At 58.4% G+C, this 12,677-nt stretch carries 14 protein-coding genes; 7 read left to right on the top strand and 7 right to left on the bottom strand.

Annotated elements, in window-relative coordinates:
- Both greA and ACR0DE_RS15335 read right to left on the bottom strand, forming a co-directional pair.
- Complete coding sequence (greA, locus tag ACR0DE_RS15330; protein ID WP_170395722.1) at positions 1–471, bottom strand: transcription elongation factor GreA; 471 nt, start codon at positions 469–471, stop codon at positions 1–3.
- Between the two features lie 234 nt (positions 472–705).
- The gene (locus ACR0DE_RS15335) at positions 706–1,086 is read right to left on the bottom strand and encodes a VOC family protein (RefSeq protein ID WP_170408363.1); all 381 of its coding nucleotides are present in this window, start codon (positions 1,084–1,086) and stop codon (positions 706–708) included.
- Between the two features lie 89 nt (positions 1,087–1,175).
- On the opposite strand from ACR0DE_RS15335, the gene soxR reads away from it, so the two are divergent.
- The 4 genes from soxR (at position 1,176) to ACR0DE_RS15355 (ending at position 6,039) form a co-directional block, all read left to right on the top strand.
- On the top strand, positions 1,176–1,631 hold the full coding sequence (gene soxR / locus ACR0DE_RS15340; RefSeq protein WP_480754103.1) for a redox-sensitive transcriptional activator SoxR: 456 nt from the start codon (positions 1,176–1,178) through the stop codon (positions 1,629–1,631).
- Positions 1,632–1,767: 136 nt separating this feature from the next.
- Positions 1,768–3,414: an electron transfer flavoprotein-ubiquinone oxidoreductase gene (locus tag ACR0DE_RS15345; RefSeq protein WP_480754105.1), complete on the top strand. Its 1,647-nt coding sequence runs from the start codon at positions 1,768–1,770 to the stop codon at positions 3,412–3,414.
- 104 nt (positions 3,415–3,518) lie between these two features.
- On the top strand, positions 3,519–5,231 hold the full coding sequence (locus ACR0DE_RS15350) for a tetratricopeptide repeat protein (RefSeq protein WP_480754107.1): 1,713 nt from the start codon (positions 3,519–3,521) through the stop codon (positions 5,229–5,231).
- Complete coding sequence (locus ACR0DE_RS15355; RefSeq protein WP_170395733.1) at positions 5,221–6,039, top strand: 4-(cytidine 5'-diphospho)-2-C-methyl-D-erythritol kinase; 819 nt, start codon at positions 5,221–5,223, stop codon at positions 6,037–6,039. Before ACR0DE_RS15350 ends, ACR0DE_RS15355 begins: the two co-directional genes overlap by 11 nt.
- Here ACR0DE_RS15355 and ACR0DE_RS15360 read toward each other — a convergent pair.
- Positions 6,032–7,030, bottom strand: a complete 999-nt coding sequence (locus tag ACR0DE_RS15360; protein ID WP_170395734.1) for a polyprenyl synthetase family protein — start codon at positions 7,028–7,030, stop codon at positions 6,032–6,034. The genes ACR0DE_RS15355 and ACR0DE_RS15360 overlap by 8 nt on opposite strands.
- A gap of 56 nt (positions 7,031–7,086) precedes the next feature.
- Between ACR0DE_RS15360 and ACR0DE_RS15365 the strand changes: the two genes are divergently transcribed.
- The 3 genes from ACR0DE_RS15365 to ACR0DE_RS15375 all read left to right on the top strand — a co-directional run bounded on the left by ACR0DE_RS15365 (position 7,087) and on the right by ACR0DE_RS15375 (position 8,355).
- Positions 7,087–7,302, top strand: a complete 216-nt coding sequence (locus ACR0DE_RS15365; RefSeq protein WP_008755664.1) for a putative signal transducing protein — start codon at positions 7,087–7,089, stop codon at positions 7,300–7,302.
- On the top strand, positions 7,299–8,066 hold the full coding sequence (locus tag ACR0DE_RS15370) for a methyltransferase (protein ID WP_170395736.1): 768 nt from the start codon (positions 7,299–7,301) through the stop codon (positions 8,064–8,066). The genes ACR0DE_RS15365 and ACR0DE_RS15370 overlap by 4 nt, the downstream gene beginning before the upstream one ends.
- A gap of 124 nt (positions 8,067–8,190) precedes the next feature.
- Positions 8,191–8,355 carry a YdcH family protein gene (locus ACR0DE_RS15375; RefSeq protein WP_170395738.1) on the top strand — a complete coding sequence of 55 codons (165 nt, stop codon included), beginning with the start codon at positions 8,191–8,193 and terminating at the stop codon, positions 8,353–8,355.
- Between the two features lie 4 nt (positions 8,356–8,359).
- Here ACR0DE_RS15375 and yddG read toward each other — a convergent pair whose 3' ends face one another.
- The 4 genes from yddG to ACR0DE_RS15395 all read right to left on the bottom strand — a co-directional run bounded on the left by yddG (position 8,360) and on the right by ACR0DE_RS15395 (position 12,559).
- Positions 8,360–9,226, bottom strand: a complete 867-nt coding sequence (gene yddG / locus ACR0DE_RS15380) for an aromatic amino acid exporter YddG (RefSeq protein WP_170423689.1) — start codon at positions 9,224–9,226, stop codon at positions 8,360–8,362.
- Positions 9,223–10,170 carry a transcriptional regulator GcvA gene (locus tag ACR0DE_RS15385; protein WP_170513880.1) on the bottom strand — a complete coding sequence of 316 codons (948 nt, stop codon included), beginning with the start codon at positions 10,168–10,170 and terminating at the stop codon, positions 9,223–9,225. Before ACR0DE_RS15385 ends, yddG begins: the two co-directional genes overlap by 4 nt.
- Positions 10,171–10,473: 303 nt before the next feature.
- Positions 10,474–11,196 carry an acetoacetyl-CoA reductase gene (phbB, locus tag ACR0DE_RS15390; protein ID WP_170395744.1) on the bottom strand — a complete coding sequence of 241 codons (723 nt, stop codon included), beginning with the start codon at positions 11,194–11,196 and terminating at the stop codon, positions 10,474–10,476.
- A 187-nt stretch (positions 11,197–11,383) separates the two neighbouring features.
- On the bottom strand, positions 11,384–12,559 hold the full coding sequence (locus ACR0DE_RS15395) for an acetyl-CoA C-acetyltransferase (protein ID WP_170395746.1): 1,176 nt from the start codon (positions 12,557–12,559) through the stop codon (positions 11,384–11,386).
- Positions 12,560–12,677: the final 118 nt, after the last annotated feature.

Genomic DNA, 12,677 nt, shown 5'->3' on the forward strand with positions numbered 1-12,677 from the left:
TCAGGCGTATTCGATACTCAGAACTTCATAAGAGCGCACGCCTCCGGGGGTGCGGACCTCGACACTGTCGCCTTCTTCTTTGCCGATCAGGGCGCGGGCGATGGGGGATTTGATGTTCAGAAGGCCCGCTTCGATATTGGCCTCATACTCACCCACGATCTGCCAGGTCTTTTCTTCGTCGGTATCTTCATCCACCAACGTGACCTTCGCGCCGAACTTGATGGCCCCTGACAGTTTGGCCGGATCAATGACATCTGCCAGCGACAGGATGCCTTCAAGCTCTTTGATGCGGCCTTCGATAAAGCCCTGCTTTTCGCGCGCCGAGTGGTATTCGGCGTTTTCTTTCAGGTCGCCCAGTTCGCGGGCTGAGGCAATCGCCTCGATGATCGCCGGGCGCTCGACGGATTTCAGATTCTTCAGCTCTGCCTCGAGCGCGGCATTGCCCGAAGGCGTCATGGGGATCTTTTCCATTGTCTTGTCGTCCACGCAGAAATTGTTACGCCCCGCCGCACAATAGCGTCGGGGCGAAGGATGGGTTGGCAATTACCTGACCCAAATGAGGCGTGAATTGCAAGAGGGGAGGTGTGCGTTGTCAGTAAACTCGCAACTTAGCGCCGCCGTTCCGGGGGGCGGGTGCGCCTGTGGCGCTGTCCCAACAATTCCCCATTTCGCCAGCGGCTGGCTTCGTGCCCAAGCCACAGCATCTCAATCATACTGAACCACTTCGAATTCGATGCCATTGTCATCTTCGAAATAGAACCGCTTGCCTGGCTCATAGTCTGCGTGGTTGTGCGGTTCAAATCCCGCTTTGCGGACCTTTTCCTCGGTGGCGTCGATATCCTCGACCAGCACACCTACATGGTTCAAGCCGCCCACGAAATCATAGCTGTTTTCGCCTGATGGCTTGGGATCGCCGGGGGCGTAGAGTGCCAGATAGGTATGTGGGCTGCCCACATGCACCGTATAGCCACCGGCAATGGCAGGGCCTTCCCAGCGTGTTTTCCAGTCGAAGACTTTCTGCATCCACGCCGCAGATGCCTTTGGGTCGCGGACCGTGAAATTAGTATGTTCCAGCGTCGCCATCATGGGATTCTCCTTCCAATTTGAGGCTTGTCCCGACTCACTGTAATTTCTAAACCTAACTTTAGGTCAAGAGATTTCTTTGGGAGGATGTAATGGTTTTTTCGGAAGGTCTGGCGATTGGAGCATTGGCCCGGCGCACCGGGTTGGCGGTGTCGGCGATCCGATACTACGAGGCGCAAGGTTTGATATCTCCATGGCGTAACGCGGGTGGGCAGCGGCGTTATCAGCGCGCCGATATCCGACGGCTAAGCTTTGTGATGATCGCGCAGCAATTCGGTCTGACTTTGCCCGAGATCCGCGAGGTATTGTCGGGCTTGCCAGGAAACCGCACACCGACGCCTCAGGACTGGAAGAGTATCAGCGAACGGCTGCGCACGCATCTGGATCAGCGAATCGATACGCTGATGCGACTGCGCGACAATCTGGATGGATGTATTGGTTGTGGCTGCCTCAGCCTGCCGAAATGCAAGCTTTACAACCCCGATGACAGGGCCAAATCCCATGGTAGCGGTCCCAGATACCTTATGGGGGACGCACCCGAAGCCTGAAGTGTCGAATAGCGGCGTTGTTACGCCGTGTTTCGATTGACCAAAGTCTTTATGACCATGTAATCAGCCGAGAAACAATATTGCGCCGACCGCATGAAGAAAGCGCCAATTCGGAAAGTTAGCTAAGGAGCCCGCGATGGCCGAGATTGAACGCGAAGCGATGGAATATGACGTGGTGATCGTGGGCGCTGGCCCTGCGGGCCTGTCTGCGGCCATCCGTCTGAAACAGCTGGATGCCGACCTGAATGTCGTGGTTCTAGAGAAGGGTTCGGAAGTGGGTGCGCATATCCTGTCGGGTGCGGTGCTGGACCCTTGTGGTCTGGATGCTCTGATCCCCGATTGGAAGGAAAAGGGTGCCCCGCTGAACGTGCCTGTGCATGAAGACAATTTCTACATGCTGGGCGAGGCTGGCAAGATCCGCATCCCCAATTTCCCGATGCCGCCGCTGATGAACAACCACGGCAACTACATCGTCTCGATGGGCAATGTCTGCCGCTGGATGGCAGAGCAGGCCGAAGAACTAGGCGTCGAAATCTTCCCCGGCATGGCCTGTTCCGAGCTGGTCTACGGTGAGAACGGTGAAGTCAAAGGCGTTGTAGCCGGTGTATTTGGTCTGGAGCCAGACGGATCCTACGGCCCCAACACCGAGCCGGGCATGGAACTGCATGGCAAATATGTCTTCCTGTCGGAAGGCGTGCGCGGCTCACTGTCCAAGGAAGTCATCGCCAAATACGACCTGTCTGCCGGTAAAGAGCCGCAGAAATACGGCGTTGGCATGAAAGAGATCTGGGAGATTGATCCGGCCAAGCACAAAGAAGGCAGCGTCACGCACACCATGGGCTGGCCGCTGGGCAGCAACGCGGGTGGCGGGTCGTTCATCTATCACCTTGAAAATAATCAGGTCTATGTCGGTTTTGTGGTCCACCTTAACTACAAGAACCCGCACCTGTACCCCTACATGGAATTCCAGCGTTTCAAGCACCACCCGATGGTGGCCGAGCTGCTGAAAGGCGGCAAGCGTGTGGCTTATGGTGCCCGCGCGATCACCGAGGGTGGCTACCAGTCGATGCCGAAACTGGTCGCACCGGGTGTTGCGCTGTTGGGTTGCTCGGCGGGCATGGTCAACGTGCCGCGCATCAAGGGCAACCACAACGCGATGCTGTCAGGCAAGGCCGCGGCCGAAGCCGCCTATGATGCCATCAAGGCCGAGCGTTCGGGTGATGAGCTGACCGCTTATGAGGCCGACGTTCGCGATGGTGCAATCGGCTCGGATCTGAAGAAGGTGCGCAACGTCAAACCGCTGTGGTCGAAATACGGCCTGACCGCCAGCCTGGTACTGGGCGGTATGGACATGTGGACCAACACGCTGGGCTTCTCGCTGTTGGGCACGCTGGGCCACGGCAAGAACGACGCGGAATCGACCGAAGATGCCAGCAAGCATCAACCCATCGACTATCCGAAACCCGATGGCACACTGTCCTTTGACCGCCTGACGAACGTATCGTTTGCGGCCACCAACCACGAGGAAAGCCAGCCTTGCCATCTGAAACTGGCCGACCCGGATATCCCGGTTAAGGTCAACCTGCCCAAATTCGACGAGCCGGCGCAGCGTTACTGCCCCGCAGGCGTCTATGAGATGGTCGAGGATGAAGACGGGCCGCGATTCGTGATCAACTTCCAGAACTGTGTTCACTGCAAGACCTGTGACATCAAGGATCCCAGCCAGAACATCACCTGGACTACACCGCAGGGCGGCGACGGGCCGAACTACCCCAATATGTAGGCAAGAACACGGGCGTTGGCAGGGTCGTGAAGGCTCTGCCATTGCCTCTCGCCCAGCAAAGCCCTAGCTTGTCGGTCAGTCAACGACAGCAAGGCAGATTATCAGTGGTTTCCCTGGTTCGACGTGCGGCACTGGCCGTGATCCTCAGCTCTTCAATTGCGCTCCCTGCGGTATCGGATACCGGATCGGGGTCGTATCTGGCTGGACGTCAGGCGATTTATCAGAGCGATTATCCCGCTGCCGAGCGTTACTATGCGCAGGCGCTGCGCGCTGATCCCCAAAATCCGAAACTGCTGGAAAACGTGGTCGTCGCCCGGCTCGCTTTGGGTGAGATTGAGCGGGCCCTGACCGTCGCCGAAGTTATCGAGGAAAATGAACTGCCCAGCCAGGCCGCTCGGATGGTGATCGCCGCCAATCTGGTGGCAGATGGCAAGCTGGATGAATTTCTGGCCCGCGATCCTGAAACGCAAGGGGTTGGACCGCTGGTTGATGGCCTGATGATTGCTTGGGCTCATATGGGGCAAGGCGCCATGACCAAAGCGATGGAACAATTTGACGTTGTTACCACGCAGGAAGGTCTGAAAGAATTTGCACTTTATCACAAGGCCATGGCGTTGGCGTCAGTCGGAGACTTTGAGGGGGCCGAGGCGATCCTTGCCGCAGATGATGGCCTGGTCGCCCGTTTTTCACGCCGGGCTGCGCTGGCGCGTGCCGAAGTGCTGTCGCAGCTGGATCGCAACGACGATGCGCTGGAATTTCTGGATAACGTCTTTGCCGCCGGCAGTGATCCGACCATCGAAGGTTACGTCACTCGGCTGTCTGATGGCGAAACGCTGCCCTTTACCCATGTCCGTTCTGCACAGGATGGCATGGCCGAGGTTTTCTTCACCGTTGGCGCTGCGCTGAGTGCGGAGGCCGCGCAGGATTATGTTCTGCTATATGCCCGCGTCGCGGCCTTTCTGCGGCCTGACCATATTGATGCGCTTTTGCTAAGCGCTGAGTTGTTGGATGGGCTGGAACAATATGATCTGGCGGTTGATGTCTATCGGCAGGTGCCTCCGAACAGCAGCGATTATCATGCCGCCGAGCTGGGGCGCGCCGAGGTCCTAAGTCGCTCTGACAGAAAAGAAGCTGCCGCCGAGGTCCTGCAAAACCTTGCCGCTCAAAGCCCCGATTTGCCCGGTGTGCATGTAGCCCTGGCCGACCTGCGGCGCCAGCAAGAGGATTACGCGGCAGCGGTCACCTCTTACGACAAGGCGATTGGCCTGACGGAAGAGGGTGCAGGCGGAAACTGGTTCCTGCATTATGCCCGCGGGATATCGCATGAACGCCTGAAGAACTGGGACGAGGCCGAGGCCGATTTCCGCCGCGCGCTTGAGTTGAACCCGGACCAACCACAGGTGCTGAACTATCTCGGGTATTCGCTGGTCGAGCGGCGCGAGAAATTGGACGAAGCGTTGAATATGATCGAACGCGCCGTCGCAGCGCGCCCTGACAGCGGCTATATCGTTGACAGCTTGGGCTGGGTGTTGTTCCGCCTGGGCCGGTACGACGAAGCAGTTGACCACATGGAGCGCGCCGTTGAGCTGATGCCGGTCGATCCGGTGGTAAATGACCATCTGGGCGATGTTTACTGGGCCGTAGGTCGTGGGCGTGAAGCCGAGTTCCAGTGGAAACGAGCACTGTCTTTCATTGATCCTGAAGATACCGACGGCGAAGCCGATCCTGAACGCATCCGCCGCAAGATCGAAGTCGGATTAGATGCGGTTCTGGCCGAGGAAGGTGCCGAACCCCTGAAGGTCGCCAATGAAGGCTGAGGCATTTGCCCCCGCCAAGATCAACCTGACCCTGCATGTGACCGGCCAACGCGCGGATGGCTATCATCTGCTTGATTCGTTGGTGGCCTTTGCCGATGTTGGGGATCAGTTGAGCCTCAGTTCCGGCCCCGAGCTGTCTCTGTCGGTCACGGGTGAGTTTTCGGATGGCGTACCGACCGATGATCGCAATCTGGTCTGGCAGGCCGCCGAGGCCGCAGGCTGGACCGGTCGCATTCATCTGAACAAACAACTGCCGCACGGTGGCGGTGTCGGGGGCGGCTCCTCGGATGCTGCGGCGGTTTTGCGCACCGTGAAGAAGGGGGGAGAGTGGCCCGATAGCGTGTCGCTGTCGCTCGGCGCGGATGTCCCGGTATGCATACATGCTGCTGCAGCGCGTATGCGCGGGATTGGTGAACAGATTGAGCCGATGGCGTTGCCGCCCCTCCCGGCGCTTTTGGTCAATCCGGGTATTGAAGTTCCCACCGGCCCGGTGTTTTCCGCTTTGCACAGCAGAGACAACGCACCGATGCCTGCTGAGATCCCTGCATTCAAAACACCGGAAGACTGCGCCACGTGGTTGCAGGTTCAGCGGAATGATTTAGAGGCACCTGCAATATCTGTAGCGCCGGGCATTGCGGAGGTCATAGCGGCGTTGGAAGGCACCCGAGACGCGTTGATGGTTCGTATGTCGGGTTCAGGCTCAACCTGTTTCGCACTTTTTCCAACGCTCAAAGCAGCCCATTTTGCCGCCTATGAGATCGGCGCGGCCCAACCCGGTTGGTGGTGCCGCGCAACGACGCTCAGTTAAGGCGCGATACGACGTAATCGGCCAGATCGCCTAACAGGGTGCGGATTTCGTGATCCGGAAGAGGCGCCAGCGCAGCCTTGGCCTTGGCCGCCCAACCAAACGCATCCGCGCGGGTTGCATCCAGCGTGCTGTATTTGGCCATCAGCGACAAAGCGTGATCCAGATCACCCTCTTCCTGCCGCCCGCGACCGATCGTCCGTTCCCAAAACGCGTGTTCCTCGGCAGTTGCCTGAGCCACGGCTTTGATCACTGGCAGGGTCAATTTGCGTTCACGGAAGTCGTCGCCGACGTTTTTGCCTGTGGCCGCACTATCGCCCTGATAATCCAAAAGATCATCTGCGATCTGGAACGCGATTCCAAGCGCGTCGCCATAGTCATACAGCGCCTTGACCTGCGCCTCGGTCGCGCCTGCGATCACACCACCCACTTCGGTTGCGGCAGAAAACAGCGCCGCCGTTTTGCCGCGCACAACCTGCAGGTAGACACCTTCATCCGTGCCCAGATCGGTGGCTGCTGTCATCTGCAGCACCTCGCCTTCGGCAATTGTGGCCGATGCATTTGCAAGGATATCCAGAACCCGCAACGAACCGGTTTCGACCATCAACTGGAAGCTGCGGGAAAACAGGTAATCGCCAACCAGAACACTGGATTTATTGTCCCATAGCAGGTTTGCCGTGGGTCGCCCGCGCCGCTGCCCGCTTTCATCGACGACATCGTCATGCAGCAGGGTTGCGGTATGAATGAACTCGACCGTTGCAGCCAGCTTGACGTGATGGTCGCCTGAATAGCCGAACAGCTGCGCCGCCGCCAGGGTCAGCATCGGGCGCAGACGCTTGCCGCCCGCCTCGACCAGGTGCGCGGTCACTTCGGGAATGCGCGGGGCATGTTCCGACGCCATACGCGTCCGAATCAGCGTATTTACCGCTGCCATTTCGCCCGCAAGCATCTCTGCCAGACGCTCATGCGGTTTCGAGATCGTGCTGACGTTCATCACTCTCCTGATACAAGGCTCGACATCCCTGTCACCTTGCCCTTACATCCATCCCCATGAAAGAACTATTGCGCAGCACCGATCCGACAATCCTAGCCTTTGCAACGGCTCTCCTTGAGGGCGAGGATATAGACTGCTTTCAGATGGACGTAAATATGAGCATCCTAGAAGGCGGCATCGGAATCTTTCCCCGTCGCCTGATGGTGCGGGCAGATGATCTGACCCGCGCCGAACGGGTCATGCGCGATAACGAGATCCCGCTGGGGCGATGAGCAGCTTTTCCGACAGTGATCTGACCTGCAATGATTTTCTGGGCGGGCGTGTGCGTCTGTGGCAGCCGCGCTCAGGATATCGTGCAGGGGTCGATCCGGTCTTACTGGCGGCATCGGTCCCGGCACAAGCTGGCCAGTCGGTGCTGGAATTGGGCTGCGGGGCAGGGGCTGCTATTCAGTGCCTAATGGCGCGAGTGCCGCACCTGAAGGCAACTGGGGTTGAACTGCAGGCTGGCTATGCAGATCTGGCCCGCCGCAATTCGGAACAAAACGCAGCGATCACCGTGGTTGAGGCGGATTTGAACGCACTACCGAATGATCTGCGACAAGAACAGTTCGATCATGTGATCGCCAATCCGCCCTACTACCGGGCAGGCGCGCATAGCCCTGCCACCGACGCGGGTCGGCAGATCGCACTGGGTGAAGACACGCCGCTTGAGGACTGGATCAATGTCGCCGCCCGACGTCTGGCGCCGCGCGGTTATCTTCACATGATCCAGAGGGCAGACCGGCTGCCCGATATGCTTGCGGGGTGCGCGGGCCGCTTGGGCTCGATTCAGGTGCTACCTCTGGCCCCCCGTGTGGATCGCGGGGCTGAGCTAGTGGTTTTGCGCGCCAGAAAGGGCGGACGCGCCGCATTTCGGCTGCACGCTCCGCTGATTCTGCACCTCGGTGAACAGCACGTAGAAGACGGTGAAAGCTATACTCCTGTGGTTTCGGCGGTGTTGCGCGATGCGGCGGATTTGACCGGGCACTTTGCCTGATCGGCAATGACCAGCCGAATTTGTCGGATTTATTATAGATTTCGTGCGTCTGTAGCGTGACAGGCTGGAAATGATGTGATCAACTTCTTACGTGACACTTACAAACCAGAGAAGGAGGACCGCCATGAGCGTGAGCGCACATCTGACGGAGTTGAAGAAAAAACACGAAATTCTCGGTCTTGAAGTGGAAGAAGCGCAACGCTCACCTGGTATTGACGATCTCCATATCGCACAGCTGAAGAAGCAAAAGCTGAAGCTAAAAGAAGAGATCGAGCGCCTGTCGACCTAAGGTTCTAGGCCTTCAGGCTGGCGCGGGCCGCGATGGCAGCGCCACCGGTGACAAACAAGGCCGCGATCGCCAGGCCCCAGGACGGGGCGGCGATCCCGGCCAGAACCAACACAAGCGTCGATAGCAAAGGTGCCGCGTATGAGGCGGTGCCCAGTATTTGAATGTCCCCGCGCTTGACGCCGATATCCCAGACATAGAACGCCAGCCCAACCGGTCCCAGGCCAAGTGCAAAGGTCGAGGCCCAGCCAAATGTGCCTTGCGGCCAGATCGTTTCTTCCACCGTGAAATGCAAGGCCCATGAGGCGATCGCCGTCAAAATGCAGAACACCGCGACCGAACTTGTCGGCACATCACCCAGCCGTCGCGATAGAACCGAGTAGCTGGACCATGTAAGCGCGCACAGCAAGGCCAGCCCGTAGCCGGGCAGATGCTGGACCTGAAACCCTGCGCTGCCACCACCCGTGATGATGACGGCGGCTCCAGCAAAGCCAAGGCAGGCTCCGATAAGGTGACCAGGTTTCAGATGTTCTCCGGGCAGCAGACCTGACAGAAGAACGATCAGCAAAGGCCAGAGATAAGCGATAAGCCCAGCCTCGGCTGCAGGGGCCATGCGAAGGGCTGAAAAGTACAGCGCGTGGTAGCCAAAAAGGCCAATTGATCCAAGCAGGTATGTCGTCCACGCGACCCGGCGCAGTTGAACCAGCCCGCCGCTGGCGAATGTCCAAATCAGACCCAGCGTACCGCCGATGGTAAAACAGATCGCGTTCAACAACAAAGGCGGCGTCGGGGCCGAACCCACAGTGAACAGCGCCAGCAGAGACCACAGCAAAACGGCGACAAAACCAATCGCGGTCGCGCCCATTCGGCTCATTCACCAGCTACCTTCTCAACAGGGATGATTTCAAACTCATCCGATATATGCGCGGTCTTTTCAATCTCGGAAATGAACCAGTCGCGGAACGCTGCGATCTGCGGTCGCTTCTCTGCCCCTTGCAGGCAGAGGAAACGAAATCGCCCGGCGGTCTCCAGTGCCACTTTGAACGGCGCGACCAGTCGCCCTTCGGTCAGGTCTTTCAGGATCATGGCGCGCCGCCCCAGAACCACGCCCACCCCGGCCACGGCAGCGTCGATGGCGTGATCGGCGTTCGAAAAATGCGCCCCATGGGTCGGAGTGAAATCCAATCCAACCGCACGGAACCACGCGGGCCAGTCGCAACGCGGCTTGAGGAAACTGATCGAATCGTCATGGATCAGGGGGGCGTCGCGCAACGACGCAGGCGTGGGGAATTGTTCGGCCAGCTCCGGGGTCATAACCGGTGTCAGCCACTCCTTGCGGACGGGAACCGAATAGAGCCCCTCATCCGGCCCGTAGCCAAAGCGGATCGCCACGTCCACGTCATCCCGTTCAAGGTCCATGTTGCGCAGAGTGGCCGAGAATTTCAGGTCAATCCCCGGATTTGCACGGGCGAATTCATAAAGGCGCGGTGCCAGCCATTTCGCCGTCAGGGCAGGGCCAGCGGTAACCGTTAGGCTGGTTTCATCCTGCAGCCTCCGCGTCGCTTGCCACGCGGCTTGCAGGGCGGCAAAGCCATCTGCGGTTCCGGGTGCCAATGTGCGCCCGGCTTCGGTCAGTTCGACGGCGCGATTGAGCCGGCGAAACACGGGGTGGCCCAGATGCTCTTCTAACGACTTGATTTGAAAGGACAGGGCCGCAGGTGTCACATTCAGCTCCTCCGCCGCCTTGGCAAACGACATATGTCGTGCGGCGGCATCGAAGGCGCGCAAAGCAGTCAGCGGAGGCAGGCGGTCGGTCATGGCGGTTAAGTTTTTCTGAACTGAAGGATCGAAAACTCTCGTTTGTGTAATTTAAAATCAAAGGCCATGTTGATGGCAAGACAAATCCAACTTGATTGAGAAGGGTTCAGCATGATCGAGATGACAACAAACCCAGCAATTCAGAACGCCATTCACCGCGCGCATGAAGAGCGCGGCAAGGCGGTTGTAGGATTCTGGTCCTGGCTATTCGGTTCCCGCTGATCGCAGCGCGCGTGATCTTACGGGATAAAAGAAGGGCCGGTCCTTGATGGACCGGCCCGTTTTCATTCTCAGATCGTCGGTTTAGACGAAGAACTGTGCACCGTTTGCGGAAATGGTCGAGCCGTTGATGAACTGCGAATCGTCCGACGCCAGGAAGGCCACGCAACGCGCGATTTCTTCCGGTTCACCCAGACGACCAGCCGGGATTTGACCGATGATCGATTCGCGCACTTTTTCCGGCACGGCCATGACCATTTCGGTCGCGATATAACCGGGGCAGATCGCGTTGGCCGTGATACCGGCCCGCGCACCTTCCTGCGCCAGAGATTTCACGATGCCCAGATCGCCCGCTTTGGTTGCGGCATAGTTGACCTGCGCAAACTGGCCTTTCTGACCGTTGATCGAGCTGATCACGATGATACGACCAAATTTACGCTCGCGCATACCCGGCCATACCGGGTGCACGGTGTTGAAAACACCAGTCAGATTGGTGTCGATGACCTGATGCCACTGTTCAGGTGTCATCTTGTGGAACGGTGCGTCGCGGGTGATACCGGCGTTGGCGACCACGATGTCGATCGGGCCGACCTCGGCTTCGACTTTTTCGATACCCGCTTTGGATTCGTCGTAATCCGCAACATTCCATTTATAGGTTTTGATACCGGTTTCGTCGGTGAACTTTGCGGCGGCTTCGTCATTGCCTGCATAAGTGGCGGCAACATTGTATCCTTCGGCCTTCAGCGCCTTGGAAATTGCTGCGCCGATGCCGCGGGAACCGCCGGTTACGAGTGCTGTACGTGCCATTTAGGACTCCTCCAAATTTAGTCGTCTTGGTAATTCTGTTACTCTGAGAGTTAAGGGTGCGCAATATCGTTTCGTGATCGATCTTGTCTTTCTGTCCGGCGATATTGTCGCATCTAAGGGGTATGATCCGATTGTAACAAAAAAGGGCGCCCAGTGGACGCCCTTTTGTATTTAGTTTTCAGCGCACTTAGTCACGCTCCACACACAGGGCGACACCCATGCCGCCGCCGATGCAGAGGGTCGCGAGACCTTTCTTGGCATCCCGGCGCTTCATTTCGAACAGCAGGGTGTTCAGAACCCGGCAGCCGGACGCGCCGATTGGGTGTCCGATGGCAATTGCACCACCATTGACGTTTACGATCGACGGATCCCAACCCATGTCTTTGTTTACAGCGCAGGCTTGCGCTGCGAAGGCTTCGTTTGCTTCGACCAGATCCAGATCATCGACCGACCATCCAGCTTTCTCCAGCGCCTTGCGCGAAGCGTAGATCGGGCCAACGCCCATGATCGACGGGTCAAGTCCGGCGGTCGCGTAGGATGCAATTCGGGCCAAGGGCTCAATCCCACGCTTTTCGGCATTCTCAGCCGACATCAGCAGGGTGGCTGCGGCACCGTCATTCAGGCCCGAAGCGTTTGCGGCCGTGACAGAACCGTCCTTGGCGAAGGCGGGGCGCAGTTTGCCCATGGCTTCGATTGTCGCGCCGTGGCGGATGTATTCGTCCTTGTCCATCACGATGTCGCCCTTGCGGGTCTTGATGGTGAAGGGCACGATTTCATCGGCGAACTTGCCAGCGTTCTGGGCCGCTTCGGCTTTGTTTTGCGAGGCGACCGCAAATTCATCCTGCATATCGCGGCTGATCTGCCATTTCTCGGCGACGTTCTCAGCCGTTTGACCCATGTGATAGCCGTTGAAGGCATCCCACAGACCATCGCGGATCATCGTGTCGATGTATTTCATGTCACCCATCTTATGACCGGCGCGCAGGGCGGCGGCATGGGGCGACAGGGTCATGTTTTCTTGTCCACCAGCCGCAACGATGTCGGCATCGCCCAATTGGATATGCTGTGCACCCAGAGCAACAGCACGCAGACCCGAACCGCAGACCTGGTTGATGCCCCAAGCCGCGCTTTCCTGCGGCAAGCCCGCATTTATATGCGCCTGGCGCGCTGGGTTCTGACCTTGGGCGGCAGTCAGGACCTGGCCCATGATGGTTTCGCTTACTTCGCCCTTGTCAATCCCGGCACGTTCGACAACTGCTTCAAGGACGGCAGCGCCCAGATCATGTGCGGGGGTGTTCGCAAACGAACCGCTAAAGCTACCGACGCCCGTACGTGCGGCGGATGCGATTACTACGTTGGTCATAAAGTCAATCCTTTACCGTCATGGTCCTGTGGGAAATCTGACGGCGCGGTTTGAGGAGAAGTCTTCTCCGGGTGCAAGAGCGCCTCGTGATCCCCCGCTCAAGCATCTTCTGCAATAG

Source organism: Ruegeria sp. C10 (assembly GCF_056537805.1).